Below are 22482 nucleotides of genomic sequence, written 5' to 3'. Positions count from 1 at the left end.
GAGCAGGGTATGACCCTCATCGAAACAGCCCCAGCAACCACCACCCTGCCGGCACTCAAAGAAGAGCAGCCGCAGAAGTTCGTACTGACCCTGTCCTGCAAGGAGCAGGCAGGAATTGTGCAGGCCGTCACCACGTTCCTGTTCGAGCGCGGCTTCAATATCGACGAGCACCAGCAGTTCGACGACAGCCTGCGCGAGACACTCCACCTGCGCACCGCGTTCTCCGGCTCCCCCAACTACACGCCCGCCATGCTCGAGGAAGAGTTCGCGGGCATCGCCAGCCGGTTCGACATGAAGTTCAGCTTCCACGACCAGACCGCCAAGCGCGTCCTGGTCATGGTGTCCAAGTTCGGCCACTGCCTCAACGACCTCATCTTCCGCTGGCGGGGCGGCAGCCTTGGCGGCGAACTGGTTGCGGTCGTTTCCAACCACGAGACCCACCGTGCCATGGCGGAAGCCGCAGGGCTCCCCTTCATCTACGTCCCCGTCACCCCTGACACCAAGGCGGACGCAGAGCGCCGGCTGCTGGAACTGGTGGATGAGTACGAGGCCGACCTCGTGGTCCTGGCCCGTTACATGCAGGTTCTCTCCGACGATCTCTGCCGGGCGCTGGAGGGCCGTGCCATTAACATCCACCACTCCTTCCTCCCTGGCTTCAAGGGCGCACGCCCCTACCACCAGGCCTACGACCGCGGCGTCAAGCTGGTGGGCGCCACCGCCCACTACGTCACCGCCGACCTGGACGAGGGTCCGATCATCGAGCAGGAAGTCATCCGGGTGGACCACACCTACGGCCCGGCCCAGCTGTCCACCGTGGGCCAGGACGCCGAGGCACTGGCTCTCTCCCGCGCCGTCCGCTGGCACTGCCAGCACCGCGTGCTGCTGGACCAGACCAGCACCGTGGTGTTCCGGTAAGCACCCCTCGTTCGCAGACATGACCCGTAAAGCAGCAGGAGAGACCCCCTTGGAATCGTCACCACGCATTGTCATTATCGGAGCCGGCATCGTCGGCACCAACCTCGCGGATGAACTCGTCACCCGGGGCTGGAACAACATCACTGTCCTGGACCAGGGCCCCCTCAACATGCCCGGCGGCTCCACCTCGCACGCCCCGGGACTGGTCTTCCAGACCAACCCCTCCAAGTCCATGGCCCTGTTCGCCAAGTACACCGTGGAGAAGCTGCTGTCCCTGACCGAGGACGGGACCAGCTGCTTCAACCAGGTGGGCGGCCTTGAAGTTGCCACCACCGAAACCCGCCTCGCCGACCTGAAGCGCAAGCTCGGCTACGCGCAGGCGTGGGGCATCGAGGGCTCCATCCTCTCCCCGGCCGAGTGCAAGGAGCTCTACCCGCTCATCAATGACGAGGACATCCTCGGCGGCCTCCACGTTCCCAGCGACGGCCTCGCATTGGCCGCCCGCGCCGTACAGCTCCTGATCAAGCGCACCGAGGCCGCCGGCGTGAAGTACATCGGCAACACCGAGGTGACCGGTATCGAGCAGTCCGGCCGCCGGGTCACCGGCGTCCAGACCCCCGACGGCGTGATCCCGGCAGACATCGTCGTCTCCTGCGCCGGCTTCTGGGGTGCAAAGGTGGGCGAGCTGATCGGCATGTCCGTGCCGCTGCTGCCTCTGGCCCACCAGTACGTCAAGACCACCCCGGTTCCGGCACAGCAGGGCAAGAACGAACTGCCCAACGGCGCCCGGCTGCCCATCCTCCGGCACCAGGACCAGGACCTCTACTACCGCGAACACGGCGACCGCTACGGCATCGGCTCCTACGCCCACAAACCCATGCCCGTGGACCTGGACGAGCTCGGCAGCTTCAAGCCGAATGAGATCAGCGAGCACAACATGCCGTCCCGGCTGGACTTCACCCTCGAGGACTTCCTCCCCGCCTGGGAGGCCACCAAGCAGATCCTGCCGGCCCTGCGCGAAAGCGAGATCGAGGACGGCTTCAACGGCATCTTCTCCTTCACTCCGGACGGCGGCTCGCTGGTGGGCGAGTCCAAGGAACTGGACGGCTTCTTCGTGGCCGAAGCCGTCTGGGTCACCCACTCGGCGGGCATCGCCCGCGCCGTGGCCGAGCTCCTGGTGGACGGCAAGTCCTCCATCGACCTGGGCGACTGCGACATCCACCGCTTCGAGGACGTCCAGCTGACCCCCGAGTACGTCAGCGAAACCTCGCAGCAGAACTTCGTGGAGATCTACGACGTCCTGCACCCGCTGCAGCCCAAGCTCTCCCCGCGCAACCTGCGCGTCAGCCCCTTCCACGCCCGTCACAAACAGCTGGGCGGCTACTTCCTGGAAGGCGCCGGCTGGGAACGCCCCTACTGGTTCGAGGCCAACGCAGAGCTCCTCAAGGAGATGCCCGCAGACTGGCAGCCGCCGGCCCGCGACTCCTGGTCCGGCATGTTCAGCTCGCCGATTGCCGCGGCCGAGGCATGGAAGACGCGCACCGCCGTCGCCATGTACGACATGACCCCGCTCAAGCGCCTCGAAATCTCCGGACCCGGCGCGCTGAAGCTGCTGCAGGAACTGACCACTGCGGAAATGAACAAGAAGCCCGGAGCCGTCACCTACACGCTCCTGCTGGACGAGCAGGGCGGCGTCCGAAGCGACATCACCGTGGCCCGCCTGGACGAGCAGACCTTCCAGCTCGGCGCCAACGGCAACATCGACACCGCCTACTTTGACCGGGCAGCCCGGCACCAGACCGAAAGCGGCAGCGCCGAAGACTGGGTCCAGGTCCGCGACACCACCGGCGGCACCTGCTGCATCGGCCTCTGGGGCCCCCTGGCCCGTGAAGTGGTCGGCGCGGTCAGCAGCGACGACTTCACCAACGACGGCCTGAAGTACTTCCGGTCCAAGCAGGTGGTCATCGGTGGCGTTCCCGTCACGGCCATGCGCCTGTCCTACGTCGGCGAGCTGGGCTGGGAGCTCTACACCAGCGCCGACAACGGCCAGCGCCTCTGGGACGCGCTGTGGAAGGCCGGCCAGCCGTTCGGCATCATCGCCGCGGGCCGCGCCGCCTTCAGTTCCCTCCGCCTGGAAAAGGGCTACCGCTCCTGGGGCACGGACATGACCACCGAGCACGACCCCTTCGAGGCCGGCCTGGGCTTCGCCGTGAAGATGGCCAAGGACAACTTCGTCGGAAAGGCAGCCTTGGAGGGACGCACCGAAGAAAACTCCGCGCGGCGCCTGCGCTGCCTGACGGTCGACGACGGCCGCAGCCTGGTGTTGGGCAAGGAGCCTGTGTTCTACAAGGACCAGGCGGTGGGCTACGTCACCAGCGCCGCCTACGGCTACACCGTCCGCAAGCCCATTGCCTACTCCTACCTGCCCGCGGAAGTCTCGATCGGCGACTCCGTGGAAATCGAGTACTTCGGACGCCGGATCGTCGCTACGGTCACCCAGGACCCGCTGTACGACCCCACCATGACCCGGCTCCGCGGCTAGCACCATGATCAGTTCAGAAACAGTCAGCAGCTACCTCGCCCGGTTGGCCGCAAAGCAGCCGACGCCGGGCGGGGGCGCCGCCGCGGCCCTGCACGCGGCCCAGGGCGCCGCCCTGGTCGCCATGGTGGCGCGTTACACCACCGGCGCCAAATACGAAGAGCATGCACCACTGGTAGGGCGCATCACCCAGGCCGCCGACAACCTTGTCACCGAGGCACTGCGCCTGGCTGAAGCGGATGAAGAGGCCTTCCAGGCAGTCATCGACTCCTACAAGCTCCCGTCCGGCACTGATGACCTCAAGGCCGCCCGGGCGGCCGGGATCCAGTCCGCGCTCATCCAGGCAGCACAGACCCCCGCCCGGCTCATCAAGCTGTCGGGGGCCATCGTGGACCTCGCCACCGAGCTGTTCGGCGTCGCCAACGCCAACGTCATCAGCGACGTTGCGGCGGCCGCTGACGCCGCCCGCGCAGCTGCCACCACGGCGCGCGTCAATATCGACATCAACGTCGTTGCGGTCAAGGATCCGGAGGCACGCGCGCTGCTTGCCCAACAGACGGACGGCATTGAAGAGAAAGTGGTCCTGGCGGCAGATGCCCTCTCGGCCCGCGTTCGCGAAAGGATCCTGGGTTGAGCACAGCAGTACTATCCGGAAAGCCTTTAGCCGGTTTGTTCCAGCAGGAGGTCCAGGACCAGGTCCGGTCGCTTGAACGGGACGGCGTCCGACCGGTTGTTGCGGTGGTCATGGCGACCGCCGATGAGTCGACGCGCTGGTACGTCCGTTCCATCGAGCGAGCAGCGGAGCGCGCCGGAATCGGCTGCCGGATCATCGACCTTGGCCATGATGCAACGGAAGCGGCGCTGGCCAGGGTCCTGCGGGACCTGAGCGCCGAACCGTCCGTGAACGGCATCATCCTGCAAACCCCACTGCCGGAGGGTGTCCGGACCGACAACCTGGTAGGCCTCATCAGCCCGGAAAAGGACATTGACGGCGCCAATCCGCTGAGCCTGGGACGACTGGCCGTCGGCCAGCCGGCCTTTGCTCCCGCTACCGCGCGCTCCGTCGTCGAAATCCTTGACCACTACCAGGTTCCCGTGGCGGGCAAGGATGTGGTGGTGGTGGGCCGGTCCGCCGTTGTCGGCAAGCCGCTGTCCCTCCTCCTGCTGGCACGCGATGCCGCTGTGACGGTCTGCCATTCCAGGTCGGGTCCGCTGGAGCGCTACACCAAGGATGCCGATGTCGTGGTGGTCGCGGCCGGCCGCGCCGGGCTGCTGACTGGCAGCCACGTCTCCTCCCGGACGGTCGTGGTCGACGTCGGCACGAACGTCCTTGCCGACGGCTCGCTGGTGGGTGATGTGGACGAAGCCAGCGTCACCGGGACCGCAGCGGGGCTCACCCCCGTTCCTGGCGGCGTCGGCTCCGTGACCACGGCACTGCTGCTCCTGCACACCGTGGAGGCCGCGCGCCGGCAATCGTCCTCCACGCCGCGGGAGTCCGAAGCCGTGGACGCCCAGGTGCTGGAAGCGGCGGGCTAGGAAGGGCACAGCGTCAGCAACGGGTGTCCCGTTTTTCGTAAAAGGTGCTTCGGTGGGCCTAAGACCTGGGGAGGTATTCCTCATCGAAGCACCGTTTTCGGAAAACGGGCCCCGCAGCCGGCATTTGCCGGTGAAACAGCAAGGAGGAGGCCCGTATGCCTGCCAATGGACCCACAGCCACCGTTTCCAGGAGTACAGCCGTGCCGGGTCCCGCGCCGGGCCCCATCCCGGAACGGGGCTGCATACCGTGGTCCGAAGCGCGCCATGTCGCCTTCGGCTCGGCCAGTCCGCTCCCGCCCGTGGCCGTCCCGCTCGCTGACGCCATTGGGCGGACCTTGAGCCGGGACGTCACCGCACTCCAGGACCTGCCGCACTATGCCTCGTCCGCGATGGGTGGCTGGGCCGTGAACGGACCGGGCCCCTGGCTGTTGGCCGGATCCGGCCAGCAAGGATCCCTGCCCCGTGAAGGCAACAGATTTTTACCCGCAAACAGTGCCGCCGTGATTGCCACCGGCGGCCTGGTACCGCACGGTGCCGATGCCGTCCTGCGGAAGGAAAGCGGCCTGGCCGCACGGGACACCAACGGCAACCAGGTCCTGACACTCCGCCCGGAGGCGAAGGCCGGCGAGGCGCGCAGCGGCCAGCACATCCGTCCCGCCGGGCAGGAAGCCCGGTCAGGGGAGGTACTCCTACCTGCCGGCACTGTCCTCAATCCCGCGCAGGTGGCCCTGGCTGCGGCGGCAGGGCACGACACCGTGCAGGTCCGCGCCCGGCCCGCTGTCGCCGTCGTACTCACCGGGGCTGAAGTGGTGACGCAGGGTGTCCCGGCGCCCGGGCAGGTCCGTGACACCTTTGGTCCGCAACTGGGGAACGTGGTGTCCCTCCTCGGCGGTGTTGCCGGGAGCCCGCAAAGAATCGGTGACTCTTTTGGCAGCTGGCTGGATGCCCTGGACAGCCCCGTCCTGCCCGCCGGCGCCGCAGATGTCATCATCACCACCGGCGGCACCGGTAAGTCCGGGACGGACCATTTCCGTGCCGCCATCGATGCCCTGGGCGGACAGCTGCTGGTGGACGGCATCGCGATGCGTCCCGGCCATCCGGCCGTGCTCGCCGGGCTTCCGGACGGGCGGTTCGTGATCGGTCTTCCGGGCAATCCCCTGGCGGCCGTGATGGCCTTGCTCACCGTCGGCGCACCCCTGATCGCCTCGCTTGGGGGCGCGCAGCCGCCTCCGTTGCAGCTCATGATGTCCGGCTGCGACCTCGAGGGCGATCCGGGAAGGACACGCCTGGTCCCCTGCCGGTTCCTGTCCGGCCTTGCGTTCCCCGTCCAGCACACCGGGCCCGGCATGATGCGCGGGCTTGCCTGGGCCGACGCGGTCATGGCCGTTCCTCCCCAGGGCGTTGACTCGGGGGGACCCGTTCCCGTGCTCCCGCTTCCGTGGGCAGCACCAGAAACCCCAAGGACCCCCCGGGCGGAGGCCGCCAACCCACCCTGACGCAGAGGTTTGCCCTGCTTACCCCCCTCACCAGGCACCCGATATGGCAGAGGTCTCCCTGTCCCAGCGGTCAGGGCCTTTGGTGTGCCCCGGAGTACCCAGCAGGAGCCCCTACACACTTCGCCTTTAGGGGGTCACACTCTTGACATTGAATGTGAGCTAGCGCACGATTTTGTTGCATACAGCGAAGGTTGTTGATCATCACGGAACGAAGCTCGCCCGGATACGCTCCTCCCGTCCCCCGGCTCCACCCGTGATGACTTTGGGGAACAGACGAACGAATTCATGATGGCCGATCCGAAAGGGGCCCTGGCCCGTGCATCGGCCGCACAACGGCTGCCAGCATCATGCGGCAGCGCCAGATCACCAAAGGAAACTGTCTATGACTATCAGGGATGGCAGCACCATCGATCAAAGCAGCGCAGGGCGCCGGAACCGGGGAACGACGCCGAAGCCTGTCCGCGGGTCCAGGAAACAGCGCCCTGGCACCTTCAGCGGTTTGCGCTGAAGCCGGAAGGGAACGAATCTTAATGATCAATCCGACCAAGACGACGGCAACCGTCGACACCTCCTCATCAAAAGAGACCAGCTCCAGGTTCAAACGCCGCTTCATGGTGCGGCTTGTCGCGGTCTTCATCGGCGGGATGTTCCTCGACGGCTACATCCTCGGAATCATCGGCCCCGTCACCGGACCCATGCGGTCAGATCTCCAGCTCGACGCACTGTCGCTGGGCATGATCGCTGCAGGCCCCCTGGCAGGTATCTTCATCGGCTCCCCGCTGGCCGGCTGGGCTACTGACAAGTTCGGACGCAAGCCCATGTTCCTCGTGGACATGGGGCTGTTCCTGGTGGCCTCAGCCGCCCAGTTCTTCGTAACCTCCGGAGACGGCGCCGTAATCCAGCTGGCGCTCATCCGATTCCTGATGGGCGTCGCGATCGGCGGCGAGTACTCAATCGGCGGCCCACTGCTGTCAGAATTCTCCCCTCCAAAGCTCCGCGGGCGGTTGCTCGGGCTGACCCTGATCGCCTGGTACGTCGGCTTCATGATGGCATTCATCATTGGCACTCTCCTGCACGACGCCGGCACCCCCTGGCGCCTCGTCATCGGCACGAGCACGATACTGGCCTTCATTCTGTTCATCGCCCGCATAGGCCTCCCCGAATCGCCGAGCTGGCTCATCACGAAGGGACGGCGTGAGGAAGCACTCGCGATCGCCCACAAATACGTCGAATCGCCACAGATGCACAACAGCATCACCGAGGAGATCGATCTGAGGATGCTCCAGGAGGCCCAGGCCGCGAAGGGCAGGACCAAGATCAAGAACGCCTCCTTCGGAATGTTGTTCTCGAGGGAGCACTGGCGCACCACCCTCTTCACCGCGGGTTTCTGGTTCTGCGCGGTCACTCCGTACTTTGCGATCGCGACCTTCGCCGACGACGTGCTCAGCCAATTCGGCTTCGGCGGCGGCTGGGCCGGTGGAGTCGGCCTGTCCGCACTTGCGGCCGCGGGTGTTGTCACTACCGTGCTTCTGATTGACAAGCTGGGCCGCCGAATCCTCACCGTGCCCGGACAGTGGCTCTGTGCAGGCATCCTGCTGGTCATCGGCGTCTGGGCTGACGCACCAGCGATCCTCGTGCTCGCCCTGTTCCTCGCGTTCTCCTTCTTCAATGCCGGCTACACCACATTGACCCAGGTCTATCCGGCCGAGGTATTCCCCGCCCCCCTGCGCGGCATCGGCATGGGCTTCGCCGCGGCTTTCAGCCGCATCGGAGCCGCACTCGGCACCTTCGCCCTGCCGTGGGCAATCAGCAACATCGGCTTGGGCCCCAGCATGGTGGTAGCCGCCGTCGTCGCATTGCTCGGCGCAATCCTCTCGCAATGGCTCGCGCCTGAGACGAAGGGGCGCACCCTTGCCGAGATCTCAGCAGACGTTTCCCACTGACCCCGGGACCGGACGGCCCCGCGCCGCCGGATAACCGGAGATGCACCAAAGAGGCCTTCGTCGCACCAGCGGCGGGGGCCTCTTTGCCGCTTGCGGACACAGCGCCGCCCATCCCCGCAACAAAGCAGGAAACCCTTGACATCCGATGTGAGCTGAGACACCCTGTTGCATATAGTGATGCGCGTTGCTCATAGCGAAGCAAATTCCATCACCCGGTCAGGCGGATTCCAGCAGCAACCAGGAGAACCCAACATCATGAGCGCATCACCCCGCGTCGTCATCATCGGAGCCGGCATCGTCGGTACCAACCTCGCCGACGAGCTGGCAAGCCGCGGCTGGAACGACATCACCGTCGTCGAACAGGGCCCGCTGGAGCTCGCAGGCGGCTCCACGTCGCACGCCCCCGGCCTGGTGTTCCAAAACAATCCATCCAGGACCATGACGGAATTCGCCACGTACACCGTGAACAAGCTCCTGGCCCTGGGCAAGGACGGCGAGTCCTGCTTCAACCAGGTGGGCGGCCTGGAGCTGGCAACCACTCCCGAGCGCCTGGCCGACCTCAAGCGCAAGATGGGCGTCATGACCTCCTGGGGTGTCGAAAGCAGGATCGTCGACGCCGACGAATGCGAAAAGATCTACCCGCTGCTGAACACCGGCAAGCTCACCGGCGGCCGCGAGGTCCTGGGCGGCCTGCTCATCCCCACCGACGGACTCGCGCTGGCGGCCCGTGCGGTGCAGCTGCTGATCGAGCGCACGCGCGAACGCGGCGTCACCTACCGCGGTTCCACCACCGTCACCGGCATCGCCCAGGAGGGCGGCAAGGTCACCGGCGTCGAAACCTCCTCCGGTGTTATCCCTGCCGACATCGTGGTGTCCTGCGCAGGGTTCTGGGGCCGTGAACTCGGCCGGATGGTGGGCCTGGAAGTGCCGCTGCTGCCGCTGGCCCACCAGTACGCCATCACCACGCCCCTTGCCGAACTCGAGAACGTCAACGAGCTCCCCAACGGCGCCAGCAAGCCCATCCTGCGCTACCAGGACAAGGACCTGTACTACCGCGAATGGGGCGACCGCATCGGCATCGGCAGCTACGCCCACCGCCCGATGCCCGTGGACATGTCCGCACTGCCCAAGGTCTCAGCCGAGGACATGTCCGACCACCGGATGCCCTCCCGCCTGGACTTCACCCTCGAAGACTTCGTGCCCGCATGGGAGGACAGCCAGGACCTGCTGCCGGCGCTGCGCAGCACCGAAATCCAGGACGGTTTCAACGGCATCTTCTCCTTCACCCCGGACGGCGGCCCGCTCATGGGCGAAGCGCCGGACCTTGAGGGCTTCTTCGTGGCCGAGGCCGTCTGGGTCACGCACTCGGCCGGCGTTGCCAAGGCCATGGCAGAGCTGATCATCGACGGCCAGCCACAGACCGACCTGCACGGCTGCGAGCTGACCCGTTTCGAGAAGGTCCAGACCTCCGACGCGTACGTCAGCGAGACCTCGCAGCAGAACTTCGTGGAGATCTACGATGTCATGCACCCGCTGCAGCCGCGCGAATCGCCGCGGGACCTGCGCGTCAGCCCGTTCAACGTCCGCCAGAAGGAACTCGGGGCTTTCTTCCTGGAGTCCGCCGCCTGGGAGCGCCCGCACTGGTTTGAAGCCAACCGCGGGCTCCTTGAGGAGCTTCCGGCCGAGTGGCAGGCCCCGGAGCGGGACAAATGGTCGGCGATGTTCCACTCCCCCATCTCCGCCGCCGAAGCATGGAAGACGCGTACCGCCGTCGGACTCTTCGACATGACGCCGCTGAAGCGCCTCTCCGTCACCGGCCCCGGCGCCCAGGCACTGCTGCACCGGCTCAGCACGGGCAACATCGCCAAGAAGCCAGGTGCCGTGACGTACTGCCTGCTGCTGGCGGACGACGGCGGCATCCGCAGCGACGTGACCGTGGCCAGGCTCGCTGAGGAAGAGTTCCAGCTTGGCGTGAACAGCAACGTGGACTTCGATTACCTCCGGGTGGAGGCCCGCCGGCAGTCAGCGGCGGATCCCTCCCAGTGGGCGCACGTCACCGACATCACCGGCAGCACCTGCTGCATCGGCCTGTGGGGTCCGCTGGCACGCGAGGTGATGGGCAAGGTCAGCACGGACGACCTCACCAACGACGGCCTGAAGTACTTCCGGACCAAGCAGATCTCCGTTGGGGGCATCCCCGTCACGGCGATGCGGCTCTCCTACGTGGGCGAGCTCGGCTGGGAGCTCTACACCACGGCCGAATACGGGCTGAAGCTGTGGGACCTGCTGTTCGAGGCCGGCAGCGAATACGGCATCATCGCTGCCGGACGCGGCGCCTTCAACAGCATGCGCCTGGAGAAGGGCTACCGGCTGTGGGGCACCGACATGACCACCGAGCACCACCCGTACCAGGCCGGCCTGGGCTTCTCCGTGGCCAAGGACAAGACCGGGTTCGTGGGTGCCGAGGCGCTGGCGGTCCGCAGGGAACAGCCGGCAGCCAAGACGCTGCGGTGCCTGACGGTCGACGACGGCACGTCGGTGGTGCTGGGCAAGGAACCGGTGTACGTGGCCGGGGAAGCCGTTGGTTACGTCACCAGTGCGGCGTACGGCTTCACCGTCCGCAAGCCCATCGCCTATGCCTGGCTGCCCACGTCGGTGACTGAAGGCGACTCCGTGGAGATCGAGTACTTCGGCCGGCGCGTAGCCGCCACCGTCAGCGCAGAGCCGCTCTTTGACCCGGGCATGGAGCGCCTCCGCGGCTGACCTGTCCCGGCGGTTGAGCCGACGAAATCTGGTGGTTGGGCCTGCTTGAGACCGGCAGGCCCAACCACCTTTTTCGTGCCCTCTGGATGGTGCCATCCGCCGTGGGTCAAGGCCGTAGAATCACCTCGACAACCAAAAATTGGGGGATTTATGGTGTTCGGCAACGAGCAAACGAGCGGGATATGCGGGAAGGCAATGGCGGCCCACGGCAGGGAGTGGCCGCACGACACCCTCGCCTCCCTACCGTGAATCAGCGGCCTGCTAGCCGCGCCTGGACGTTCGCCGCCGTGTGCGTCATGGTGGCCTCACTGACGCTCCTGATATTCAGCCCGGCCCGCGGACCGGTGATCCAGCTGCTTCCCTGGTATGTGGCGGCGTACCTGCTGATCGGGGCGTGCATCTTCGGCCCGTCCCGGGAGGGGGCGTACCTCCGGCAGGCGGCGGCCTTCCTGCTGCCCGGGGCCCTGCTGGTGCCCCTGGCACTGCTGAACGCCGGCGTCTGGGCAGGCGGCTGGCTGCTCGGGCTCCCTGCATGGGGACTGCTGCTGAGCCGGTGGACGCCGGCCAACCCGCTCCGGGCCCTCGACGTGCTGAAGTTCTTTGGCCTGCTGGTGCTGGGCCTGCTGATCTTCACTTTCAACGCCATCTACCCGGTCGTCAGCCTCGGATTGTTCCTTCTCCCGGTCATCCCCCTGGTCCGGCTGGCCTACCCTGGGTACCGGGCAAGGCCGCTGCAGGCGACCATTGAGGTCCTTTTGGCCGTGGCCGCGGTCGTCATCGCTTTTGCCCTTCCCACCCCCGAAGGATCCTGGGCCTCACCGTGGACATACGCGGGCGGGGCGGCGACGGCAGGACTCATGATCGCGTATTCGGCCCGGGACCGCCCACGTTCACGGCCGGCGCGGCTCAATGACGGAGCCACTGTTTAGCGACCGCACCCGGCCCCTCTGTTTGTCAGACCCCTTTGTCATGATGGGTTTATGGGGAAGGCGGCGGTGGTGAGGGCGTTTGGGGAGATCCGTGCTGCCCTTGCTGTGCTGAATACTGAGGTGGATGGGGCCGGTTCGGTGCCTTTTTCTGCGGCTGACCCTCTGGGTGGTTTGGCGGATGGTTGCCTGGAGATTCTGGCCGGGACCCGGGAGGTTGAAGCCGGGATCGCTGCGGTGAAGGCCAGGGCGGCGGTGACGTACTCGGACACCGCCCACGTTGTTGCGGGGCCGGATGTTCCGGTACGGGCGCAGGAGATGGCGGTCGCGGCGGAGATCGGGTGTGTGCTGGCCCTAGGACCGCGGGCTGCGTCGTCGTTCCTGGTCACCTCGCACGCGGTCACGGCGACGTTGCCGCGGACGTTGGAGGCTTTGCAGGCCGGGGCGATCTCCTGGAGCCACGCGGTGGTGATGGCGGACGAAACAGCGTGCCTTGATCCTGCCGGCGCTGCAGTGTTGGAAGCCCATTTCCTTGACCCGGACGCCCCGGACCCGGCGCGGGGGTGCCCGGTGGGGCAGTTGCCGGCGCACCGGTTCAAGGCCAAGGCCCGGACCTGGCGGGAACGCCACCAGGCCGGGTCCATCGAAAAACGCCACGCCAAAGGGGTCGCGGACCGGCGGGTGGAGTTCCGCCCGGACCAGGACGGGATGGCCTGGCTGTCCGCGTACCTTCCCGCGGACCAGGCCCTGGCCGGGTGGAACCGGCTCACCGCGGCCGCCCGGGGCATGCAGGGACCGGACGAGCCCCGCAGCATGCCCCAACTCCGGGCCGACACCTTCGCCGAGGCGATCCTCACCAGCGGCACCAGCACCGGCAACGGCGCCGGAACCGACCAGCCGTCGTCGGGTATCCGGGCGCAGGTGCTGGTCACGGTCCCGGCGTTCTCCCTGCTGGGCCAGACCGACGAACCGGCGATGCTGGACGGGTACGGTCCCATCCCGCCGTCAATGGCCCGGCGGCTCGTCGCTGGCGGTGCTGGCTCGTTCTACCGGGTGCTGGTGGACCCTCGGGACGGGGCACCACTGGAAATCGGCCGGACAAGCTACCGGGTCACCAAAGCCATGCGGGCCTGGCTGCGGCTGCGGGACGGCAAATGCCCGTTCCCGGGCTGCAGCAACAACTCCCTGGACAACGACGCCGACCACATCCTCGCCTGGGCCAACGGCGGCACCACCGGAATCAGCAACCTGGGACAGCCCTGCCCGAAACACCACAAACTCCGCCACACCACCGCCTGGAAACCCACCCCCGCCACCAAGAACGAACCACCCGGCTGGACCTCACCCACCGGCCGCCACTACCAAAGCGAACACCAGGACTGGGAACCACCACGCTGGCCGAATCTCCAAAACCGCGGCCGGGCGCCAAAGGAAGGCAGTCCGCTTGGCGCTGTTCCGGATCTCGTTCACTTCCAGCTATCCCCGGCAGAAGATTGGCTGGACCGGGTCCTGCACCCGCCATCCGCCTGAGACGGCGAGGTTAATGCGGCCCTGCGCGGAAGAATGTGGCGCCCGGGTCTGAGGAGCCACCGCAGGACGTCCAGGAGGACCAGTTCGCGCCAGGCCAGACGAATGCCGGGCAGCAGGTAGCCGGGCTTGCCTCAGCCAGCGGCTATGGCAAGGACCCGGACCCGGAAGCCGGTCCAGACGGGAACCACCCAGTGTAAAACCTGGTTGGGCCAACAGCGACGGCGACACCCGGCACCTGCGGGACTGCCGCCGTCGTTAGTCTGCGCACCGGCGCAGCCAACCCGCCGCGGTGGGGCTAAGAGTGCGTTCCGGCCAGCGCCCCCGCGGACTCTTCGGCCACCGCTGCCCCACCCCGATGCGGCTCGAAGCGGACGAACATTGCCTTGAAACCCGGCGTATTGGACACGCGGGCCACGTTTTCCTTGTGGACCAGTGCGTTGGCCTCCGGGAAGTACGCGGCGGCGCAGCCCCTGGCAGTTGGGTACGCCACCAGGCGGAACTTGTCCGCCCTGCGGTCCACGCCCTGGAAGGTGCTCACCACATCGACCAGTTCCCTGTCCTGGAAGCCCGATTCAGCGAGGTCCTCCGGGTGGATCAGGATCACGCGGCGGCCGTCGGAGATGCCGCGGTAGCGGTCGTCCAGGCCGTAGAACGTGGTGTTGTACTGGTCGTGGCTTCGGATGGTCTGCAGCACCAGGTGGCCCGGCGGCGGCGTCAGGTACTCAAGGGGGCTGACCGTGAACCGGCCGCGGCCGATGTCCGTGGCGAAGGAGCGGGTGTCGCGCGGCGGGTTGGGCAGCACGAACCCGTTCTTGGTGCGGACCCGGGCGTTAAAGTCCTCGAACCCCGGCAGGACGCGGGCGATGTGGTCGCGGATCACGTCGTAGTCCTCGGCCATGCCGCGCCAGTCCACGGAGTGGTCCGGGCCGAAGGTAGCCTCGGCCATCCGGGCCACGATCACGGGTTCGGCGAGCAGGTGCTCGGAGACCGGCGTGAGGCGTCCCTGGGTGGAGTGGACCACAGACATGGAGTCCTCCACGGACAGGAACTGGGCGCCCTTGGGGTGCTTGTCGTCCTTGTCCGTGCGGCCCAGCGTGGGCAGGATCAGCGAGGTGCGGCCGTGCACAATGTGGGAGCGGTTGGGCTTGGTGGAGATGTGCACGGTCAGCCCGATCCGCTGCATGCCCGCCTCCAACGCTTCAGTGTCGGAGCACGCCAGCGAGAAATTGCCGCCCATGGACACGAAGACGTCCACCTCGTCGCGCTCGAACGCCTCCATCGACTCAACGGCGTCGTAGCCGTGGTGCCGCGGGGATGAGATGCCGAACTCGGAATCGAGTGCCGAGAGGAGCCATTCCTTCGGCTTTTCCCAGATGCCCATGGTCCGGTCGCCCTGGACGTTGGAGTGCCCGCGGACGGGGCAGGCGCCGGCGCCGGGTTTGCCGAAGTTGCCCTGGAGCAGCAGGACGTTGACCATCTCCTTGATGGTGTCCACCGAGTGCGGCTGCTGCGTCACGCCCAGCGCCCAGCAGAAGATCGAGGCCTTGGACGCCACCAGCATCCCCGCAACCTTCTCGATCTGCGCGCGGGAGAGGCCCGTGGCCTTCTCGGTCTCATCCCAGTCGAGGGTGCGGCGGGCGTCGCGGTAGGCGTCGAACCCGTCCGTCTGCGCGGCAATGAAGGAATGGTCGACGACGGTTCCCGGGTTTTGTTCCTCAGCCTCCAGGAGCAGGTGGCCCAGCGCCTGGAACAGCGCCAGGTCGCCGCCCACCTTGATCTGCAGGTACTCGTCGGCGAGCGGGGTGCCGCCGCCCACCACGCCCGAGATGGTCTGCGGGTCCTTGAAGTTGAACAGTCCGGCCTCGGGCAGCGGGTTCACGGCCACCACCTTGCCGCCCTTGTCCTTGCACTCCTTCAGCGCAGAGAGCATGCGCGGGTGGTTGGTGCCGGGGTTTTGACCGACGACAAAGATCAGTTCGGAGTCGTGGATGTCGTCGAGGGACACGGTGCCCTTGCCGATGCCGATGGTCGGGTTCAGCGCCGATCCGGAGGACTCATGGCACATGTTGGAGCAGTCCGGCAGGTTGTTGGTGCCCAGGGCCCGAGCGAACAGCTGGTACAGGAACGCGGTCTCGTTCGCGGTGCGCCCGGAGGTGTAGAAGACGCTGCGGTCCGGGGTGGTCGCCCGGAGGTGCTCTCCGATCAGCTCGAAGGCGTCAGCCCAGGAGATCGGTGAGTAGTGGGTATCACCCTCGCGGATCACCATCGGTTCACTGAGCCGGCCCTGGTTCCCCAGCCAGTACTCGGTCTTCCCTGAGAGTTCGGCAATGGAGTGCTTGGCCCAGAACTCCGCGCCCACGGTCCGCAAGGTGTTCTCCTCGGCCACGGCCTTGGCACCGTTCTCGCAGAACTCGGCAGTCTTGCGCTTCTTGTCCGACTCCGGCCACGCGCAGCCGGGGCAGTCGAACCCGCCGCGCTGGTTCAGCCGGAGCAGGGAATGTGCCGTGCGGGTCACGCCTGCCTGCGCCACCGCGCGCTCCAGTGCCACCATGACGGCCTTGACGCCGGCGGCCTCGGTCTTGGGCTTGTGGACTTCGAGGTTGTCCTCGTTGATGTCCGCGACGGGGGCAGGCTGTTTGCCGAACTTCATTGTTCCAACTTCCTCGCCGGCACCCGGGAACTCCCGTGACGGCTCAATTGTTCATTTGCAGTGGAGGCGCGCCGGAATCCCGGCGCGCCTCCAGGGCACTCGTTGCCGATTTCCGCTACTCCGGAACCTTCGCCAGCGTTTCCTGCTCGGCGGCGATGGTGGTGTCCCCGCCATGGCCGGTGCGGACCACGGTCTGAGCCGGAAGCGTCAGCAGGCGTTCGCGGATGGACTTCAGGATGGTGGGATAGTCGCTGTAGGACCGGCCGGTGGCACCCGGGCCGCCATTGAACAGCGTGTCCCCGGTGAATACCGTCCCTTCGCTTTCGAGGTAGAAGCAGGTGGACCCCGGGGAGTGGCCGGGCGTGTGGATTGCCTTCAGCGGTGCCCCGCCCACCTCGAACACGTCCCCGTCGGAGTGGTAGCGGTCCGGCTTGGCGTCAGGGTAGACCTGCTCCCACAGGATCATGTCCTCGGCGTTCAGGATGATCGGGGCGCCCAGGGCGTCAGCAACCGCCCGGGCGGCACCGATGTGGTCGTTGTGTGCGTGGGTGAGCAGGATGGCCTTGACCTTCCGGCTGCGGACCTGGTTGATGATCGCGGCGGCATCGTGGGGTGCGTCGATGATGAGGCATTCCTCGTCGTTGCCTACGATCCAGACGTTGTTGTCCACGTCCCAGGTGCCGCCGTCGAGCGAGAACGTGCCCGAGGTGACCAGGTTCTCAATGGTGACCGCCATCAGACCTCCACCGGGCTGACTTCAACAACGGAACGCAGGACCTTGCCCTCGTGCATCTTGCCGAAGGCCTCCTCCACTTGGTCGATGGTGATGCGTTCGGAGACGAACGCGTCCAGGTCCAGGTTGCCCTGTTTGTAGTGGGACACCAGCATGGGGAAGTCCCGGGAGGGCAGGCAGTCGCCGTACCAGGAGGACTTCAGCGATCCGCCGCGGCCAAAGACGTCCAGCAGCGGCAGCTCGAGCTGCATCTCCGGCGTCGGGACGCCCACCAGGACCACGCGGCCGGCGAGGTCGCGGGCGTAGAACGCCTGCTTGTAGGTTTCGGGACGGCCGACGGCGTCAATCACCACGTCGGCCCCGTTGCCTCCGGTGAGGGCCCGGATGGCCTCCACTGCGTCCTCCTGCTTGGAGTTCACGCCATGGGTGGCGCCGAGGGACTTGGCCATCTCTATCTTGTTGTCGTCGATGTCAACGGCGATGATCGTCGTCGCACCCGCCAACTTGGCCCCGGCGATCGCGGCGATGCCCACACCGCCGCAGCCGATCACTGCCACGGACTCGCCGCGCTTGACCTCGCCGGTGTTGATCGCGGCCCCGATGCCGGCCATGATGCCGCATCCCAGCAGGCCCACCGCGGCCGCGTCGACGTCGGGGTCCACCTTGGTGCACTGCCCCGCGGCGACCAGTGTCTTTTCGGCGAAGGCACCGATGCCCAGGGCGGGAGAGAGGACCGTGCCGTCCTCAAGGGTCATTTTCTGGGTGGCGTTGTGCGTATTGAAGCAGTACTGCGGCTGGCCCTTGGCACAGGCCCGGCACTCGCCGCACACGGCGCGCCAGTTCAGGATGACCCGGTCACCGGGGGCCACGGACGTCACGTCCGGGCCCACGGCACTGACAACGCCGGTGGCCTCGTGGCCCAGCAGGTACGGGAAGTCGTCGCCGATGCCGCCCTGCTTGTAGTGCAGGTCCGTGTGGCAGACTCCGCAGGTTAGGATGTCCACCAGGGCCTCGCCCGGGCCCGGATCCGGGACCAGGATGGTCTCCAACGACACAGGGGCGTTCTTCTCCCGGACAACGACGGCTTGAACTTTATGGACCATGGTTCTTGTGTTCCTTTCCTGGATCCGGCCGGATCCGGTGAGTCGGCACCAAGTGCCAATCTAGCCGACATGCCACCTCCGGGGACCACGTCATTGCCGCAAAGCTGGACGCGTCGAATTGCGCATGGCACAACTTGTTGCGCATAGTGCTCACAGCAGAATATGACCCTGGCCACACTTTGTGTCAATAGATATATCAGTTACAGCCTGCGTGGCTATCAGGATCGAGTCCTGGATTCGGCGCGTGTCTCCAGGGACGGACGGCGACGGACCCGTTACACCCGCTGTTTCGTCCGGCAGTAGGCTGGATGTCATGGCTTTTCACGAAACCCCTGCCGAGCGGCGCGAAGTGACCGTCCGCCGCGCACCCAAGTACGTTCCTTTTTTGATTGTGGGTGCACTGGCAGGCATTATCGCCGCCGCAGTGGTGGCTTACGCGCTGCCCGGCGACGCAACCTTCGACCCCGGCGCCGTCTTCGGATTCTTCATGGTGATGTTTGCGGCTGGCGGCGCCCTGCTTGGCGCCCTGCTGGCGCTGGTCCTGGACCGCCGCAGCGTGAGGCGGCAGGAACGGGCCGTCGTGGAGGCCGTCCCGGACTCGGAACCGGACACCGATCCCCAGGGCTAGCCGGGTCACAATCTGAAGCGGGGGAAAGTCATACCCCATAACGTGCGATAATCGATCAGTGGCACGCGGCGATGGCAAACTTTCCCATGATCTTCTTCCCGGCGAAAAAGGACCCCAGGATGCCTGTGGCGTCTTTGGTGTTTGGGCACCTGGTGAAGAAGTAGCAAAACTTACCTATTACGGGCTGTATGCACTGCAGCACCGCGGTCAGGAGTCGGCTGGCATAGCCACCAGCGACGGCAAGCGGATCAACGTCTACAAGGACATGGGCCTCGTTTCCCAGGTTTTCGACGAGACCACGCTGAACACCCTGACCGGGCATCTGGCCGTGGGCCATTGCCGCTACTCCACCACCGGTGCCAGCCACTGGGCCAACGCGCAGCCCACCCTGGGCGCCACCTCCACCGGCACGGTGGCCCTGGCGCACAACGGCAACCTGACCAACACCGCCGAACTCAACGCCATGATCACGGAGCGCAACGGCGGGCAGCTCACCGGCGAAATGAAGCAGGGCAACACCTCGGACACCGCGCTGGTCACCGCCCTGCTGGAAGGTGAGCCGGGCAAGAGCCTGGAAGAGACCGCTACCGAGCTTCTCCCCAAGATCAAGGGCGGCTTCTGCTTCGTCTTCATGGACGAAGGCACCCTGTACGCAGCCCGCGACACCTACGGCATCCGCCCGCTGGTCCTGGGCCGCCTGGAACGCGGCTGGGTTGTCGCCTCCGAACAGTCCGCACTGGCCACCGTGGGTGCCAGCTTCATCCGCGAGATCGAGCCCGGCGAGTTCATCGCCATCGACGAAGAAGGGGTGCGGTCCAAGAAGTTTGCAGAGCCGACGCCGGCCGGTTGCGTTTTCGAATACGTCTACCTCGCCCGTCCGGACGCCGCGATCGCCGGCCGTTCCGTCTACGAGTCCCGCGTGGAGATGGGCCGCCAGCTGGCCCGCGAAAACACCCACGAAGCGGACATCGTCATCCCCGTCCCGGAGTCGGGCACCCCTGCAGCCGTGGGTTACGCCGAGGAATCCGGCATTCCGTTCGCACACGGCTTCGTCAAGAACTCCTACGTGGGCCGTACCTTCATCCAGCCCTCGCAGACCCTCCGCCAACTGGGCATCCGGCTCAAGCTCAACGCCCTTGAGTCCGTGATCCGCGGCAAACGCGTGGTGGTGGTGGACGACTCGATCGTCCGCGGCAACACCCAGCGGGCCATCGTCCGGATGCTCCGGGAGGCCGGCGCCGCCGCCGTGCACGTCAAGATCTCCTCCCCGCCGGTGCAGTGGCCCTGCTTCTACGGCATCGACTTCGCCTCCCGTGCGGAGCTCATCGCCAACGGCGCCACCATCGAAGAGATTTCGCAGGCCATCGGCGCCGATTCGCTGGCCTACATCTCCGAGGACGGCATGATCGGCGCCACCCGGCAGCCGCGCGAACGCCTGTGCACCGCCTGCTTCACCGGCAAGTACCCCATCAAGCTTCCGGACGCGGACAAACTGGGCAAGAACCTCCTGGAGCGCACCGACCTGGGCGGCCTCAAGCCCTCCCCCGCGGCCCTTCCCGGCGAAACGGCCGCCCTGGCCGTCGACGCCACCGAGGACCCGGCGGAAAAGGCCGGCGCCACGGGCTGCGATCCCGGCCCCGACTCCGAATTCGAGAACCTGCTGACCGAAGCCGACCTCGTGCCCGACGTACACGCCGCCACCAGCGCCGACAAGAAGGACTCCGTATGACCTCCGCCAGCCCCGCCGCAGACAACGCCGGCATCACCTACGCGTCCGCGGGCGTGGACGTCGAAGCCGGTGACCGCGCCGTCGAGCTCATGAAGGATGCCGTCAAGGCAACCCACAACTCCTCGGTGATCGGCGGGGTGGGCGGCTTCGCCGGCCTCTACGATGTCTCCCGGCTGCTGACCTACAAGAAGCCGCTGCTGGCCACCTCCACGGACGGCGTCGGCACCAAGGTCGCCATCGCCCAGGCCATGGACATCCACGACACCATCGGGTTCGACCTGGTGGGCATGGTGGTGGACGACATCGTGGTGGTGGGCGCCGAGCCCCTGTACATGACCGATTACATCGCCTGCGGCAAGGTGGTCCCCGAGCGCATCGCCGGCATCGTCCGCGGCATCGCCGCTGCCTGCTCCGTGGCCGGCACAGCCCTGGTGGGCGGCGAGACCGCCGAGCACCCCGGCCTGCTGGGCGAACACGAATACGACGTCGCCGGTGCAGCCACCGGCGTCGTGGAAGCCGATGCGCTGCTGGGGCCGGACCGCGTCCGCGCCGGCGACGTCGTGATCGGCATGGCCTCCTCCGGCCTGCACTCCAACGGCTACTCCCTGGTCCGCCGCGTCATCAACCACGCCGGCTGGGCCCTGGACCGCCAGGTCTCCGAACTGGGCCGCACCCTGGGTGAGGAACTCCTGGAACCCACGCGCGTCTACGCGGCCGACTGCCTGGACCTGGCCCGTACCTTCCCGGTCAGCGCCGGCGCGGCCGTCCACGGTTTCAGCCACGTCACCGGTGGCGGCCTCGCCGCCAACCTGGCCCGCGTCCTCCCTCAGGGCCTGGTGGCAACGGTGGACCGTGCCACCTGGGAGCTGCCCGCCATCTTCAAGCTGGTGTCCGAGCTGGGCAACGTTCCGCTGGCCGACCTGGAACGCACCCTGAACCTCGGCGTGGGCATGGTGGCCATCGTGTCCCCCGACGCCGCGGATGCCGCCGTCGCGCGCCTGAACGAACGGGGCCTGCCGTCCTGGATCATGGGCACGGTCACCGAGGACTCAGACTCCATCCTCAAGTCCGGACCTGACTACGTCCAGGGCGCCAAGGGCGTGGACGGCGGCGCTGTCCGCCTGGTCAACGCCTACGCCTAAAGCTTTCTTTGAGTGCTCCCCTCCACCGGCGGGGAGCACTTGGCGTTTAAGCGGCGGTCTGGATCAGGTTGAGGACGCCGCCCTGCGGGTCCCTGATGGTGGCGAGTGACCCGTCGGCGGGACGCTCGTCCGGCTCGACGAGGACCTCTCCCCCCGCTGCCTGGACGGCCGCTGCCGCCGCGGCAACGTCTGCCGTGCCGAAGTAGATCTGCCAGTCCGCTTCGTCGCCCTCATCGGCAGGGATGATCCCGGCCACCTCGTTGCCGTCGACGAGCAGCGTGCTGTAGCTGCCGCCGTCGTCCTGCGGGTACTCGGTGACCTCATGCCCAAAAAGCTGCTGGAAGAAGCCGACGGCGGCCTGGGGCTCGGGCGTGAAGAGTTCCGCCCAGGCCAGCGCGCCCGGCTCGTTGAATAATTGGCTGCCGTAGTGGCTTCCTGCCTGCCAGATGCCTGTGGTTCCGCCTCCGGGAGGGGCAAGGAAGCCCAGAACACCGGTATCGCCCACCGTCTCCGGCCCGAATTCGGCGGCCCCTCCTGCGTGGGCAGCCTCCTCCAGTACGTCCGCAGCGTCTGCGGCGGCGAAGTAGACGTTCCATTTTGCGGAGGTGCCGGCCTGCAGCTGCAAGGGGCTTTGCGGTGCAATAGTGGCCACCAACCGGCCACGGATAAAGGCCTGCGCGTAGCTGCGGCCATCCGGGGTGGGAAAGTCCTGGAACGTCCAGCCGAAGAGCCGCCCGTAGAAGTCCATGGCAGCCGCAACATCCGGGGTCTGCAGATCCGCCCAGCAGGGCTCGCCGTGACGGTATCCCTCAACTAATGCCATGCAGGCAAGGCTACACGGACCCCTTG

The 22482-nt window shown here is 66.9% G+C and carries 16 protein-coding genes; 12 read left to right on the top strand and 4 right to left on the bottom strand.

What is annotated here, in order from left to right; genetic code table 11:
• Positions 1-9: 9 nt before the first annotated feature.
• The 9 genes from purU (at position 10) to AB0280_RS04740 (ending at position 13648) form a co-directional block, all read left to right on the top strand.
• Positions 10-915: a formyltetrahydrofolate deformylase gene (purU, locus tag AB0280_RS04780; RefSeq protein ID WP_159629860.1), complete on the top strand. Its 906-nt coding sequence runs from the start codon at positions 10-12 to the stop codon at positions 913-915.
• 49 nt (positions 916-964) lie between these two features.
• The gene (locus tag AB0280_RS04775; RefSeq protein ID WP_224023257.1) at positions 965-3457 is read left to right on the top strand and encodes a GcvT family protein; all 2493 of its coding nucleotides are present in this window, start codon (positions 965-967) and stop codon (positions 3455-3457) included.
• A gap of 4 nt (positions 3458-3461) precedes the next feature.
• Positions 3462-4088, top strand: coding sequence for a cyclodeaminase/cyclohydrolase family protein (locus AB0280_RS04770; RefSeq protein WP_366366325.1), 627 nt, complete (start codon positions 3462-3464; stop codon positions 4086-4088).
• The gene (locus AB0280_RS04765) at positions 4085-4990 is read left to right on the top strand and encodes a bifunctional 5,10-methylenetetrahydrofolate dehydrogenase/5,10-methenyltetrahydrofolate cyclohydrolase (RefSeq protein ID WP_307491377.1); all 906 of its coding nucleotides are present in this window, start codon (positions 4085-4087) and stop codon (positions 4988-4990) included. Before AB0280_RS04770 ends, AB0280_RS04765 begins: the two co-directional genes overlap by 4 nt.
• A gap of 155 nt (positions 4991-5145) precedes the next feature.
• Positions 5146-6486 (top strand): molybdopterin molybdotransferase MoeA, encoded by a 1341-nt coding sequence (locus tag AB0280_RS04760; RefSeq protein ID WP_366366323.1) that lies wholly within the window; start codon positions 5146-5148, stop codon positions 6484-6486.
• 530 nt (positions 6487-7016) lie between these two features.
• Positions 7017-8429 (top strand): MFS transporter, encoded by a 1413-nt coding sequence (locus tag AB0280_RS04755; protein WP_366366321.1) that lies wholly within the window; start codon positions 7017-7019, stop codon positions 8427-8429.
• A 255-nt stretch (positions 8430-8684) separates the two neighbouring features.
• Positions 8685-11192 carry a GcvT family protein gene (locus AB0280_RS04750; RefSeq protein WP_366366319.1) on the top strand — a complete coding sequence of 836 codons (2508 nt, stop codon included), beginning with the start codon at positions 8685-8687 and terminating at the stop codon, positions 11190-11192.
• Positions 11193-11437: 245 nt separating this feature from the next.
• On the top strand, positions 11438-12121 hold the full coding sequence (locus tag AB0280_RS04745) for a hypothetical protein (RefSeq protein ID WP_307491370.1): 684 nt from the start codon (positions 11438-11440) through the stop codon (positions 12119-12121).
• A gap of 51 nt (positions 12122-12172) precedes the next feature.
• Positions 12173-13648, top strand: coding sequence for an HNH endonuclease signature motif containing protein (locus tag AB0280_RS04740; protein ID WP_366366318.1), 1476 nt, complete (start codon positions 12173-12175; stop codon positions 13646-13648).
• Between the two features lie 295 nt (positions 13649-13943).
• Here the strand turns inward: AB0280_RS04740 and AB0280_RS04735 are convergent, their stop codons facing one another.
• From AB0280_RS04735 to AB0280_RS04725, 3 genes are all read right to left on the bottom strand, one after another.
• Entirely contained in the window at positions 13944-16298 is a 2355-nt protein-coding gene (locus AB0280_RS04735; RefSeq protein ID WP_366366317.1) for an FdhF/YdeP family oxidoreductase, read from the bottom strand.
• A gap of 115 nt (positions 16299-16413) precedes the next feature.
• Positions 16414-17034: an MBL fold metallo-hydrolase gene (locus AB0280_RS04730; RefSeq protein ID WP_275180719.1), complete on the bottom strand. Its 621-nt coding sequence runs from the start codon at positions 17032-17034 to the stop codon at positions 16414-16416.
• Positions 17034-18134: an S-(hydroxymethyl)mycothiol dehydrogenase gene (locus tag AB0280_RS04725; protein ID WP_275180718.1), complete on the bottom strand. Its 1101-nt coding sequence runs from the start codon at positions 18132-18134 to the stop codon at positions 17034-17036. Before AB0280_RS04725 ends, AB0280_RS04730 begins: the two co-directional genes overlap by 1 nt.
• A 313-nt stretch (positions 18135-18447) precedes the next feature.
• Here AB0280_RS04725 and AB0280_RS04720 point away from each other — a divergent pair, with 313 nt between their 5' ends.
• The 3 genes from AB0280_RS04720 to purM are packed head-to-tail and all read left to right on the top strand — an operon-like array spanning position 18448 to position 21633.
• Positions 18448-18762, top strand: a complete 315-nt coding sequence (locus AB0280_RS04720; RefSeq protein WP_159629837.1) for a hypothetical protein — start codon at positions 18448-18450, stop codon at positions 18760-18762.
• Positions 18763-18820: 58 nt separating this feature from the next.
• Positions 18821-20491: an amidophosphoribosyltransferase gene (purF, locus tag AB0280_RS04715; RefSeq protein WP_159629835.1), complete on the top strand. Its 1671-nt coding sequence runs from the start codon at positions 18821-18823 to the stop codon at positions 20489-20491.
• Positions 20488-21633 (top strand): phosphoribosylformylglycinamidine cyclo-ligase, encoded by a 1146-nt coding sequence (purM, locus tag AB0280_RS04710; protein WP_159629833.1) that lies wholly within the window; start codon positions 20488-20490, stop codon positions 21631-21633. The genes purF and purM overlap by 4 nt, the downstream gene beginning before the upstream one ends.
• A 46-nt stretch (positions 21634-21679) precedes the next feature.
• On the opposite strand, the gene AB0280_RS04705 is transcribed toward purM, so the two are convergent.
• On the bottom strand, positions 21680-22456 hold the full coding sequence (locus AB0280_RS04705) for a VOC family protein (protein WP_307491713.1): 777 nt from the start codon (positions 22454-22456) through the stop codon (positions 21680-21682).
• Positions 22457-22482 lie beyond the last annotated feature (26 nt).

The sequence above is a fragment of the Pseudarthrobacter sp. 902506025 genome (genome assembly GCF_040702325.1).
In the GTDB taxonomy this organism is placed as follows: domain Bacteria; phylum Actinomycetota; class Actinomycetes; order Actinomycetales; family Micrococcaceae; genus Arthrobacter.
The sequence above is the reverse complement of the archived record's forward strand: the minus strand, read 5'-3'. Positions and strand labels throughout refer to the sequence as shown.

What these genes read in the sequence shown, in the direction of transcription:
- AB0280_RS04740 (WP_366366318.1), top strand. Translation starts at nt 12,173, where the DNA reads ATGGGGAAGGCGGCGGTGGTGAGGGCGTTTGGGGAGATCCGTGCTGCC.
- AB0280_RS04750 (WP_366366319.1), top strand. Translation starts at nt 8,685, where the DNA reads ATGAGCGCATCACCCCGCGTCGTCATCATCGGAGCCGGCATCGTCGGT.
- AB0280_RS04705 (WP_307491713.1), bottom strand. Translation starts at nt 22,456, where the DNA reads ATGGCATTAGTTGAGGGATACCGTCACGGCGAGCCCTGCTGGGCGGAT.
- AB0280_RS04735 (WP_366366317.1), bottom strand. Translation starts at nt 16,298, where the DNA reads ATGAAGTTCGGCAAACAGCCTGCCCCCGTCGCGGACATCAACGAGGAC.
- AB0280_RS04730 (WP_275180719.1), bottom strand. Translation starts at nt 17,034, where the DNA reads ATGGCGGTCACCATTGAGAACCTGGTCACCTCGGGCACGTTCTCGCTC.
- purM (WP_159629833.1), top strand. Translation starts at nt 20,488, where the DNA reads ATGACCTCCGCCAGCCCCGCCGCAGACAACGCCGGCATCACCTACGCG.
- AB0280_RS04760 (WP_366366323.1), top strand. Translation starts at nt 5,146, where the DNA reads ATGCCTGCCAATGGACCCACAGCCACCGTTTCCAGGAGTACAGCCGTG.
- AB0280_RS04770 (WP_366366325.1), top strand. Translation starts at nt 3,462, where the DNA reads ATGATCAGTTCAGAAACAGTCAGCAGCTACCTCGCCCGGTTGGCCGCA.
- AB0280_RS04720 (WP_159629837.1), top strand. Translation starts at nt 18,448, where the DNA reads ATGGCTTTTCACGAAACCCCTGCCGAGCGGCGCGAAGTGACCGTCCGC.
- AB0280_RS04725 (WP_275180718.1), bottom strand. Translation starts at nt 18,134, where the DNA reads ATGGTCCATAAAGTTCAAGCCGTCGTTGTCCGGGAGAAGAACGCCCCT.
- AB0280_RS04755 (WP_366366321.1), top strand. Translation starts at nt 7,017, where the DNA reads ATGATCAATCCGACCAAGACGACGGCAACCGTCGACACCTCCTCATCA.
- purU (WP_159629860.1), top strand. Translation starts at nt 10, where the DNA reads ATGACCCTCATCGAAACAGCCCCAGCAACCACCACCCTGCCGGCACTC.